The 11,541-nt window shown below is 63.8% G+C and carries 9 protein-coding genes and 1 pseudogene; 4 read left to right on the forward strand and 6 right to left on the reverse strand.

Features of this window, described 5'->3' with window-relative positions; genetic code table 11:
* Positions 1 to 157: 157 nt before the first annotated feature.
* A complete protein-coding gene (gene mfd, locus AQ611_RS08535) occupies positions 158 to 3,724 on the reverse strand; it encodes a transcription-repair coupling factor (RefSeq protein WP_102720206.1) in 3,567 nt (1,188 codons plus the stop codon).
* 20 nt (positions 3,725 to 3,744) lie between these two features.
* Here mfd and ispD point away from each other — a divergent pair, with 20 nt between their 5' ends.
* Both ispD and ispF read left to right on the forward strand, forming a co-directional pair.
* The gene (gene ispD, locus AQ611_RS08540; protein ID WP_069234230.1) at positions 3,745 to 4,455 is read left to right on the forward strand and encodes a 2-C-methyl-D-erythritol 4-phosphate cytidylyltransferase; all 711 of its coding nucleotides are present in this window, start codon (positions 3,745 to 3,747) and stop codon (positions 4,453 to 4,455) included.
* A gap of 40 nt (positions 4,456 to 4,495) precedes the next feature.
* Positions 4,496 to 5,002 (forward strand): 2-C-methyl-D-erythritol 2,4-cyclodiphosphate synthase, encoded by a 507-nt coding sequence (gene ispF, locus AQ611_RS08545; RefSeq protein WP_059513445.1) that lies wholly within the window; start codon positions 4,496 to 4,498, stop codon positions 5,000 to 5,002.
* A 185-nt stretch (positions 5,003 to 5,187) separates the two neighbouring features.
* Here ispF and AQ611_RS08550 read toward each other — a convergent pair whose 3' ends face one another.
* The 5 genes from AQ611_RS08550 to ompR all read right to left on the reverse strand — a co-directional run bounded on the left by AQ611_RS08550 (position 5,188) and on the right by ompR (position 10,895).
* Entirely contained in the window at positions 5,188 to 6,762 is a 1,575-nt protein-coding gene (locus tag AQ611_RS08550; RefSeq protein WP_146011822.1) for a hypothetical protein, read from the reverse strand.
* Between the two features lie 628 nt (positions 6,763 to 7,390).
* Complete coding sequence (locus tag AQ611_RS08555; protein WP_069234232.1) at positions 7,391 to 7,918, reverse strand: carboxymuconolactone decarboxylase family protein; 528 nt, start codon at positions 7,916 to 7,918, stop codon at positions 7,391 to 7,393.
* Positions 7,919 to 7,994: 76 nt separating this feature from the next.
* Entirely contained in the window at positions 7,995 to 8,543 is a 549-nt protein-coding gene (locus AQ611_RS08560; protein WP_059513440.1) for a peroxiredoxin, read from the reverse strand.
* A gap of 196 nt (positions 8,544 to 8,739) precedes the next feature.
* The gene (locus AQ611_RS08565) at positions 8,740 to 10,098 is read right to left on the reverse strand and encodes an ATP-binding protein (protein WP_069234233.1); all 1,359 of its coding nucleotides are present in this window, start codon (positions 10,096 to 10,098) and stop codon (positions 8,740 to 8,742) included.
* Positions 10,099 to 10,160: 62 nt separating this feature from the next.
* Complete coding sequence (gene ompR, locus AQ611_RS08570; protein WP_004192636.1) at positions 10,161 to 10,895, reverse strand: osmolarity response regulator transcription factor OmpR; 735 nt, start codon at positions 10,893 to 10,895, stop codon at positions 10,161 to 10,163.
* A gap of 78 nt (positions 10,896 to 10,973) precedes the next feature.
* Between ompR and AQ611_RS26295 the strand changes: the two are divergent.
* A pseudogene (locus AQ611_RS26295) lies at positions 10,974 to 11,157 on the forward strand (hypothetical protein).
* Positions 11,157 to 11,447 carry a hypothetical protein gene (locus AQ611_RS08575; RefSeq protein WP_059513569.1) on the forward strand — a complete coding sequence of 97 codons (291 nt, stop codon included), beginning with the start codon at positions 11,157 to 11,159 and terminating at the stop codon, positions 11,445 to 11,447. Before AQ611_RS26295 ends, AQ611_RS08575 begins: the two are co-directional and overlap by 1 nt.
* The last annotated feature ends 94 nt before the right edge of the window (positions 11,448 to 11,541 follow it).

Below are 11,541 nucleotides of genomic sequence, written 5' to 3' on the forward strand. Positions count from 1 at the left end.
GCGTTCGAGTTCGCATGATTCGGCGCGGTGCCGCAGCCGCGCCGCGCCGAACGCGCGGCGTCGCATGCCGCGTTTTTCGGTGTCCTGCCGGGCACACGGCCGGCGCAGCCGGGCGGGGGGCGCTGCCGCTGCTGCGCTGCCGCAGCGGCATTGCGCGTCAGCGCGCCGCCGCCTGCTCGCGCGGCTTCTGCGGCTGGCCGAGCGCGCGCAGCGTCTCCTTGATCGTCGACACGCGCACCGCGAGATCCGGCGTGCGCGTCTCGATGCGCAGCCGGTCCTGCCCCGCGAGCTTCACGTGCCGGTGCTTTTGCACCATGTCGATGATGCGCATCGGATCGATCGGCGGATTCGGCACGAATTGCAGCCCGATCGCCGCTTCGCTTGCGTCGATCTTCACGATTCCGAGCGGCTTCGCGGCAAGGCGCAGCCGATGCGTCTCGACGAGCGCGTGCGCCTGCGGCGGCAGCTTGCCGAAGCGGTCGATCAGCTCTTCCTGAATACCGTCGATCGCGTCGCCGTGCTCGCAGTTCGCGAGGCGCTTGTACAGCGACAGCCGCTCCTGCACGTCGACGCAGTAATCGGCGGGCAGGATCGCGGGCGTGTGCAGATTGATCTCGGTCGTGGCGGCGAGCGGCGCGGTGAGATCGGGCTCCTTGCCGTTCTTCAACGCCTTGACCGCGTCGTTCAGCATCTCGGTATAGAGTTGGAAGCCGATCTCGTGGATCTCGCCCGACTGCTTGTCGCCGAGCACCTCGCCCGTGCCGCGGATCTCCAGGTCGTGCATCGCGAGATAGAAGCCCGAGCCGAGTTCCTCCATCTGCTGGATCGCCTCGAGCCGGCGCTGCGCCTGCTTGGTGAGCGCCTGCGGATCGTGGACGAGCAGGTACGCGTATGCCTGGTGGTGCGAGCGGCCGACCCGGCCGCGCAGCTGATGAAGCTGCGCGAGGCCGAACTTGTCCGCGCGGTGCATGATGATCGTGTTCGCGCTCGGCACGTCGATGCCGGTTTCGATGATCGTCGTGCAAAGCAGCACGTTCGCGCGCTGCGCGACGAAATCGCGCATCACCCGCTCGAGTTCGCGCTCGTGCATTTGCCCGTGCGCGATCACGATCCGCGCCTCGGGCACCAGCGCCTCGAGCATCGTCTTGCGATCCTCGATCGTCTCGACCTCGTTGTGCAGGAAGTAGACCTGGCCGCCGCGCTTCAACTCGCGCAGCATCGCCTCGCGGATCACGCTTTCCTCCTCGCGGCGCACGAAGGTCTTGATCGCCAGGCGTTTTTGCGGTGCGGTCGCGATCACCGAAAAGTCGCGCAGCCCCTCGAGCGCCATGCCGAGCGTGCGGGGGATCGGCGTGGCGGTCAGCGTGAGCACGTCCACCTCCGCGCGCAGCGCCTTGAGCGCTTCCTTCTGGCGCACGCCGAAGCGGTGCTCCTCGTCGATGATCACGAGGCCAAGGCGCTTGAACTGCACATCCGACGACAGCAGCTTGTGCGTGCCGATCACGATGTCGACGCTGCCTTCGTTGATCTGCCGGATCGCCGCGCTCACTTCCTTCGCGGACTTGAAGCGCGACAGCTCGACGATCTTCACCGGCCAGTCGGCGAAGCGGTCGATGAAGGTTTGCGTGTGCTGTTCGGCGAGCAGCGTGGTCGGCGACAGCAGCGCGACCTGCTTGCCGCCCATCACCGCGATGAACGCCGCGCGCAGCGCGACTTCGGTTTTGCCGAAGCCGACGTCGCCGCACACGAGCCGGTCCATCGGCTTGCCGCTCGTCATGTCGCCGATCACGGCCGCGATCGCGGCTGCCTGGTCGGGCGTTTCGTCGAAGCCGAAGCTGTCGGCGAACTTCACGTAGTCGCGCGGTTCGAGCGCGAACGCATGGCCCTGCCGGGCGGCGCGGCGCGCGTACAGGTTCAGCAGCTCGGCGGCGGTATCGCGGATCTGCAGCGCGGCGCGCCGCTTTGCGCGCTCCCACTGGCCCGAGCCGAGCGAGTGCAGCGGCGCGCTGTCCGGGTCCGCGCCGCTGTAGCGCGAGATCACGTGGAGTTGCGCGACGGGCACATACAGCTTGCTGTCGCTCGCATATTCGAGATGCAGGAACTCGGTCTCGCCTTCGCCGAGATCCATCGACACGAGCCCCATATAGCGGCCGATGCCGTGCTGCGCGTGGACGACCGGATCGCCGAGCTTCAGCTCGGACAGATCGCGCACCATCGCGTCGACGTTGCTTGCCTGCTCCTGCCGGCGGCGGCCGGTGCGGCGGCCGAGCGCGCCGTACAGCTCGGTTTCGGTGACGATCGCCCAGCCTTCGCCCGGTACTGCGAAGCCGCTTGCGAGCGGCGCGACGCCAAGCGCGAAGCGCTCGTCGCTCGCAAGCCACGACGCGAAGCTGTCGTTGGCGGCCGGGCGCAGACGGTTGTCGGCGAGAAGCTGCGCGATCGTCTCGCGGCGGCCCGCCGATTCGACGGTGAAGAGCACGCGGTTGGCGGTCGTGTCGAGGTAGCGGCGCAGCGCGGCGAGCGGATCGTCCGCGTGGCGATCGAGCGCGAGCGGCGGCAGCGGCGTGGCCCAGCCGCCCTCGGGCTGCGCGGGCAGCGCGACGCGCGCGAACGGCTTGGCGAGCGCGTAGAAATCGTCGTCGGACAGGAACAGCTTTTTCGGCTCGAGAATCGGCCGCTCCCGGTCGTGCGACAGGAACGCATAGCGCTGCTTGGTATCGGCGGTGAAACGCTTGATCGATGCGTCGAGATCGCCCGCGAACACGAGATGCGCGCGCTCGGGCAGATAGTGAAAGAGCGTTGCGGTTTCGTCGAAGAAAAGCGGTAAGTAATATTCGATGCCCGCCGACGGCACGCCGTTGCCGATGTCCTTGTAGATCGGCGCGCGGCTCGGGTCGCCCTCGAACGTCTCGCGCCACCGGTTCCTGAATGCGGTGCGCGCGTGCTCGTCGAACGGAAATTCGCGCCCGGGCAGCAGGCGCACGTCGCGCACCGGGTAGAGGCTGCGTTGGGTGTCCGGATCGAACGAGCGGATCGAGTCGACCTGGTCGTCGAACAGGTCGATGCGGTACGGCAGCGGCGAGCCCATCGGAAACAGGTCGATCAGCGAGCCGCGCACGCAATATTCGCCGGGGCGCACGACCTGGCTCACGTGCTCGTAGCCGGCCAGCGTGAGCTGCGCCTTGAGCTTGGCCTCGTCGAGCCGCTCGCCCTGCGCGAACGCGAATGTGTAGGCGGCCAGGAACGATGCGGGCGGCATCCGGTACAGCGCGGTCGTCGCGGGCACGAGCAGGATGTCGCAGCGGCCTTCGCCCAGGTCGTGCAGGGTCGCGAGCCGCTCGGAGACGAGATCCTGGTGCGGCGAGAACGTGTCGTAAGGCAGCGTCTCCCAGTCGGGCAGCACGCGCACGCGCGCATCGGGCGCGAAATAGCCGAGTTCTTGAGAGAGGCGTTGCGCATCCACCGCGTTCGCGCAGATCACCGCGACGAGCGGCACCTGCATGCGATGCGCGGTGAAATAACGGGCGATCGCGAGCGCGTCGGCCGAGCCGTGCGCGCCGTCGAACGTATAGCGTTGGCCTGCCTTGACGAGCGCGACCGGAGAGGGCGATGAAGAGGCGTTGTCGGACATAACGAGCGGCTGGTTGCGGGCATCGCGGCGGCCGGAACGGGCGCGGCCCGTCGCGACGAAAGACGTATTATAAAATCCGTCTTTCGTTTTCATCTTTTCCGGCGATCCCTTCCGTGACTTCCCGTCTTTTTGCCCTGATACCGTGCGCGGGCACCGGCAGCCGTTCGGGCTCGGCATTGCCCAAGCAATACCGCACGCTCGCCGGCCGCGCGCTGCTGCATTACACGCTCGCCGCGTTCGACGCATGCAGCGAGTTCGCGCAAACGCTCGTCGTGATTTCGCCCGACGATGCCCACTTCGACGCGCGCCGCTTCAGCGGCCTGCGCTTCGCGGTACGGCGCTGCGGCGGCGCATCGCGGCAGGCGTCGGTGCTCAACGGGTTGATTCAGCTCGCCGAATTCGGCGCAACGGATACCGACTGGGTGCTCGTGCACGACGCGGCGCGCCCCGGTATCACGCCCGCGCTGATTCGCGCGCTGATCGGCGCGTTGAAGGACGATCCGGTCGGCGGCATTGTCGCGCTGCCGGTGGCCGATACGCTCAAGCGCGTGCCGGCGGGCGGCGACGCGATCGCGCGCACCGAGCCGCGCGACGGACTTTGGCAGGCGCAGACGCCGCAAATGTTCCGCATCGGAATGCTGCGCGACGCGATCGAGCGCGCGCAGCGCGACGGCCACGATCTGACCGACGAGGCAAGCGCAATCGAATGGGCGGGCCATACGCCGCGCGTCGTGCAAGGCAGCCTGCGCAACTTCAAGGTGACGTATCCGGAGGATTTCGACCTCGCGGAAGCGATTCTCGCGCACCCGGCGCGCGCCTGCTGAACCTGATTGAACCGCAACCCACACTCGACTCGAACGCAACATGGATTTCAGAATCGGACAAGGCTACGACGTACACCAGCTCGTTCCCGGGCGGCCGCTCATCATCGGCGGCGTGACGATCCCCTACGAGCGCGGGCTGCTCGGCCACTCGGACGCGGACGTGCTGCTGCACGCGATCACCGACGCGCTATTCGGCGCGGCGGCGCTCGGTGACATCGGCCGCCACTTTTCCGATACCGATCCGCGCTTCAAGGGCGCCGACAGCCGTGCGCTGCTGCGCGAATGCGCGGCACGCGTCGCGCAGGCGGGGTTTGCGATCCGCAATGTCGACAGCACGGTGATCGCGCAGGCGCCGAAGCTCGCGCCGCACATCGACGCGATGCGCGCGAACATCGCCGCGGATCTCGGCCTGCCGCTCGATCGCGTGAACGTGAAGGCGAAGACCAACGAGAAGCTCGGCTATCTCGGCCGCGGCGAGGGAATCGAAGCGCAGGCCGCGGCGCTCGTCGTGCGCGACGCGTCGCCGGATTCGCCGCGGGCCGGATAGTTCGGGGCGGGGCGGTCGTGCCGAATGCCGGCACGTTCCGTTGCGGGATAAGCGGCCGATCGCCCGCCACACCTCGCGCGATGCGGATGAAGACCCTGAGCCCATGCGCCGGCGATCCCGCCGCGCCACGATGCGCCGGGGCGTGCCGCATGCGGCGCGGTTCATTCATTCTTCGCCGATCAAATTCACGCTTCGTCATCGGTTTGCTCGTCGGCGGTCTCGGTTTGGTCGTCGGTGTTCGCCATCGTGTTGACGTCGATCGGTGCGCGTTTGCTGAACCAGCCGTGAAAATACTCGTTGGTATGCGTGACCACGGGCCGGGTCACGACGCTGCGATATTCCTGAACAAAACCCGTTACCGCTTGCCCGACGACGACTGCCGGCGATGACAGCGTCTGGTTGGAAATCCCGTTGATGAATTGCCCGGCGGTGGCGGAGCAAATGCGCGACGTGGCTTCTTTACGGAAAGAGACGTTGCTGTATTTATGGCTGATCGGATGCGACGGTTCAAATCTACTGCCGTGCGCTGCGGCGCGAAAGACCGTGCCGACTGCGCCGTCCACTGCTTCCCCTATCCCGGTGATGCTGCCGTCGATTAATGGTTTGAATGCCCAGCGAACGAAATTGGAAACCATTCCGAACTTCGCATTCACGTAAGACACTGCGTTCTTCAAAAAATAATCTTCGCAGCCGGTCGGTGTCGATGTTTGAGGTGATAGTGGTGAAACGTAGGATTTAAACCGGTTTCCGATAATTTGGGCGCAGGTGCTGGCGTCGAATGGATTGTCCGTCGATTTCAATTCCCCGGAAAGGAGATAAGAGCAAGGCGCGGGTATCGGATTCGCGTTGATGAACGAATGGAATTTTTCACCGAGTTCGATTTGACAGATGCCCGGTTCGAGTTGCGAATTGGAGGCGGTCGTAGTTGCCACGCGGCTGGCGAATGCGCTGCCGATCGCAATGCCCGCGTAGCCGATTGCCGGAGGCAGTACGTAGAGCGATTTGGGTATGCCGTTTTCCCATTGGATATTGCTTCCATAGGGTGCAGTCACGCGTTGCTGCATGAAAGACCGGGTACATGCCGAAACCAGATTGCCCACTGCGACGGTCGGGCCGGCCAATGCGTAGCCGGCGCCGCCGATACCCGCGCCGGCGAATGCGCAGAGGGACGGGGCAATTTCTTTGGTGTAATACGCGAGTTTCTGCATGTAAGGCGCCACGGCCTTGGCTCCCGAGGCAAGCGGCGCAATTCGGCCGTAATCGCTCGGATTGAGTTGTTTTGCCCAATCGACGGCCGAAGATAAAGAATTGCCCAGCAATTTACCCATCGAATAACCGTAGAGCGCGCCGGTGCCGACGGAAGCCGCACCGGCGACCGCCGCCATCACATTGGCCACCGGGGCGCTGTTCGTGCTGGAAAGCAGGAGCCCGGTCAAATTGCTGGCCTGATCCCCGACATATCTGCCGACAAACGAACTGGTGCCGTCGCGCAGCCCGGATGCGACCGCGGCTTTGGCGATATTGCATGGGCCGATGTCCTTCAGCCGTTGCAGAATGCCCGGCTCGCTGGGCAGCGGGTGCGCCTGCGAGGCGCTTGCTTTGGCAACGGCGCCGATTGCTCGAGGCGAGCCGGGTTGGGCGGCGGTTGCGGCGGATGCGCATTCGTCCGCAGCGCCTGTGTTGGCTTCCGGTTCGATATTGATCGCGACTTGATTGATCAATATGCTGGAACATATCGAAGAAGATTGTGGTATCAGCACTTTTTGTCTCCGTTGGATGATTTATTGATTGAAGATATTGCGATTCAATCGTGATCGATAATGATCGGGTGCGGTGGATTGAATCGGAGTCGATCGGTTAAATCCTTGCCGCCAAGCAGTGTGGGATTTTTATTTTCGACATATCGGATTTTCGTGTCGAAAATTAAGTTGAGCCATTTTATATGAGGTTGATATGGCGGCGAATCGGGAAATTGATGGTTAAAGTATACTTGATTTTTGTTTTTTGGATGGGTGGATGCGAAAATCTTTTCTGTTTTGCGAAATGATTGCCATTGCGCGGGAATGATGGAATGTCGATTATTATTATTATTTTAACGAGGTGATATGGGGGTTTTGTGATGATTATGAGCGGTGCAATTTCCGTTTTCTGATGAGAACGGAAAATTGTCGGACTTTATTTGTTTGGGGCCGGGTATCGAAAGGGGGGAGCGTTGGCGGCCTGTCTCCGGAGCGGGCAACGCACGGGGCGAGGCGGAGTGGGGGCCTCGCGTGTGTCGGCAGGATGCCGGCGCTCGTGCGGGAGCGCGCCGATTCTTCACGCGGGCATGCTGCTTGCCGGCGAGCCGTCATGTCCGCGATGCGACGCGGCGACAGCCCGCCGTCACGCTCATTTACCTTCGGCAGCGAGGACTTGCGCAGCGGCATTGATCACTGACGCGATCCGCCCGACGTCGCGCAACTGCGTGACGCTCATGCCTTGCTCGTTCTTCAGCAGCGCATAGTGCGACTTCACGCAGAAGTGGCACTTGCCGACGATCGACGCGGCGAGCGCGTACATTTCGAACTTGCGCTTGTCGACGCCGCCGTGCGACGCATACGCCCCCATCCGCAGCTCGGCGCGCGCGGTCTTCAGATCGGCGTCGTCGGCCATCTCGACATACGGATACCAAGTGTTGTTCATGCCCATTAGCGCGGCAGCCGTTAGCGCCGCTTGGGTTTCCTCGGCAGACAGCACGCCCGCTTCGCGGATCAGCTTGATGAGCGCCGTGCTCTTGGTCGCGAACGCCGCGGCGAGCGCGACGCCCACCGCATCGTTGCCTTCGAGCGACGAGCGCGCGATCGTGCCGTCGAGGTTCAGACGGATATCTTTTGCGTAGTCGGGAATTTGCGCCTTAATCGAATCGATAAATTCCATTGATATCTCCTATGATTGGGCCGTTAAAAAAGCCCGCAGGCGAAAGCGTCGCGCCGCGGGCTTTGTGCATCGACGCTTACAGCGTTGCGCCGCCGACCGCGCGGTTGCACGGGCAGAGTTCGTCCGTTTGCAAGCCGTCGAGAATGCGCAGGATTTCTTCCGGATTGCGACCGACGTTCAGGTTGTTCACCGACACGTGCTGGATCGTGTTGTCCGGATCGACGATGAAGGTGGCGCGCAGCGCGACGCCCGCTTCGTGATCGCGCACGCCGAGCTGGTCGATCAGCTCGCCCTTGACGTCGCCGAACGAGTAGTGGTTCAGCTTGTCGAGATCCTTGTGCTCACGGCGCCATGCGAGTTTGACGAATTCGTTGTCCGAGCTGCCGCCGAGCAGGACGGCATCACGCTCTTCGAATTGCTTCTGGAGCTTGCCGAATTCGACGATTTCCGTCGGGCAGACGAACGTGAAATCCTTCGGATAGAAGTAGATCACTTTCCACTTGCCTGGGAACGACGCTTCGGTGACGGTTTCGAATGCCGACTGACCGTTTTCCTCGTGATGGTTGAAGCCAGGCTTCGCGGCCACGACGGTGAAAGCTTCGAGTTTATCGCCCACGGTTTTCATGCGGATGCTCCTGTGTGAGTTGGGAAAGACTGCTAACAAGCGGTCAAGCTACCTATGCGCTGCAACGTTTCCGTGACAGCATCTGTAAGACTATAACTCTATTGATTCCTTTTCTCAATAGATTTTAACTAACGAACTCCATAGAAATTTTCAAAGATGGCGATAGCATGCGGGTATCGGCACGGCACATGGCGGCTCACGCGGAGGCGCGCGCTTTCGCGCCGGGGAACTCCAGCGTGACTTCGAGGCCGCCGTCGGGCTGGCGGTTGGCCAGGCGCAGCGTGCCGCGATAGCGGCTGACGAGGCGCAGTACGATCGCCATCCCCAGGCCGGTGCCTTCGGCTTTGGTGCGCGCGGTGTCGACGCGGTAGAACGGGCGCATCACGAGCGCAAGCTGGTCGTCAGGGATACCCGGCCCCTCGTCGAGCACGACGAGTTCGACGCGCGCATGCGCGACGCGGGTCTCGAGTGTGATCCGGGCGATGCCGTCGCGCTTGCTCTGCCCATATTTACGTGCGTTCTCGACGAGATTGTCGACGACGCGGCGCATGTCGGTTTCATCCGCGGCAATGATTGCGGCGGGTGCCAGGCGGGTGACGATTTGCACGCCGTCCTCGCCGGCCAGCCGGGCGGCCACGTCGCGCGCGACGACCGACAGATCGACGGGCTCGGGCGTGCGTTGCGCGGGGCGCGCGTAATCGATGAACGCGGCGATGATGCGGTCCATCTGTTCGATGTCGTCGACCATCGCGTCCTTCGTTGCCTGATCGGACGGACTCATCTCGGTTTCGAGGCGCAGCCGCGCGAGCGGCGTGCGCAGATCGTGCGAGATTCCGGCGAGCATCAGCGCGCGGTCGGCCTCGAGTTGCTCGAGATCGCGCACCATCTGGTTGAAGCTGCGGTTGGTTTCGGCCGCGACGCCCATTCCGCGCTCGGGCAGCGGCTCGGGCGTTTGCCCCGAGCCCACCTTGCGCGCGGCGAGCGCGAGCCGCGAGAACGGTTGGTTGACGAGGCTCGTGATGAATGCCGAGCCGATCAGCGACAGCGCCAGCGCGAACAGCCCCCAGCCGGCCCATTGCAGGCCGGTGACGGTGTCGAGCTGATCGCGGTCGAGCGCCACCCAGTAGTCGTCGTCGTCGATCTTGAAGCTGATCCATACGCCGGGGATGTCGTTGACCGATTGTGCGATCACCGTGTCGTCGCCGAGGCGGCTGCGGATGTCGTGCTCGATCAGCCGGTTCAGCGATTCGTCGGGCTGCAGCTTGAACTTATCGGTTTTTTCGCGTGGATAGACGCGCACGCCCTCGTTGCTTTCGAGATCCTGCAGCAGCGCGCGACGCAGATCGGGATCGGAATAGAGCAGGGCCGTGCGCGTGAGCTTCACGATCGCGACCAGTTGCAACGCGACGCGCTGCGCGCGCGGCTCGCGCTCGATCACTCTGAAGCTCTGGAACCACGCGGCAAGACTCACCGCGATCAGCAGCGCGATCAGCAGGAACGTGCGCCAGAACAGCCCGCCGAACACGAGCGTCAAAAGGCGCCGGTCGATACGCATAGGACAGGCTGTTTATCTGGCGTCAAAAACGGGCAATCGCGCGTGCCGCGACGGCTCGGCCATCAGGCTGCGCCGTCGGGGATGAACACGTAGCCAAGGCCCCATACAGTCTGGATGAAGCGCGGGCTGCCCGGATCGGGCTCGATCAGCTTGCGCAGCCGCGAAATCTGCACGTCGAGGCTGCGATCGAACACTTCGTATTCGCGGCCGCGCGCGAGTTCCATCAGCTTCTCGCGCGACAGCGGCTGGCGCGGATGGCGCGCGAATACCTTGAGCACCGAGAACTCGCCCGTCGTCAGCGGGATTTCCTGGCCGGACTTCGTCAGCGTGCGGGTGGCAAGATTCAGCGAGAATTCGCCGAATTCGAACACCTCGGTGGTTTCGGACGGTGCGCCGGGCAACTCGGCGGGCGCCTGGCGGCGCAGCACCGCATGGATGCGTGCGACCAGCTCGCGCGGATTGAAAGGCTTGGGCAAGTAATCGTCGGCGCCCATCTCGAGGCCGACGATCCGGTCGACGTCCTCGCCCTTCGCGGTGAGCATGATGATCGGCGTGCGATCGTTGCTGCCGCGCAGGCGGCGGCAGATCGACAGCCCGTCCTCGCCGGGCAGCATCAGATCCAGCACGAGCAGGTCGAAACGCTCGCGCACCCAGAGTTTGTTCATGGCCGTCGCGTTCTCGGCAACGTACACGTTGAAGCCCTGTTCGCCGAGATAGCGGCGCAGCAAATCGCGCAGGCGCGGATCGTCGTCGACGACGAGGATTTTCGAGGGATTTTTCGTTTCCATGAGCGGCATCTTATCGCGATTGGGAAAAGTCGCGCGGCAGCGACTTTTGACGGGTAACAGTCAGTTACAAAATTTACCCGTGCTGTTGTGCTGAGTAAAGACAGTGACGACAGACTCCTTTACTCGAAGGCGATATTCGGTGGATACTCCCTGCACTTAAAACATTTTCATGGTTTGCACGCCGATTTTCGCAGGGTTGGTTCGTGTGCCACAGATAGCTGCTTGCCGCGTGACGAAGGGAACAAAACGACGAAACAGGCGAGGCCCGTGATGCGGCCGACGAGGATTGCGTTCGTGCTGGGGCTCGCATGCGCTGGCCTCTTCGCACCCGCTTTTGCCGGTGCGCAGCCGCACGATCGCGCACCGGCGTCTCATAAATCGCCGCGCGGCAAGGGCGCGCCGCCGCCCGCCGTTGCGCCCGAGCATGCCGAGCAGGCGAACCGCTCGGCCGTTCCGCCCGATCTCGAACAGCGTCGCCGCGACGGCCATATGACGCCGGAGGAGCGGCATTTGTTGCGTCAGCATATCGAGGACGCCGTGCGGGAACTCTACAAGCGCTGAGCGGCGCATCGCACACATGCCGGGCGCGCCGTCCGATGCGTCCACGCTTGCGCCTATCCACCAGGCGCGCGCCGCCGTTGAAAAATTCCGTATC

The sequence above is a fragment of the Burkholderia singularis genome, assembly GCF_001718875.1.
Lineage (GTDB): Bacteria > Pseudomonadota > Gammaproteobacteria > Burkholderiales > Burkholderiaceae > Burkholderia > Burkholderia singularis.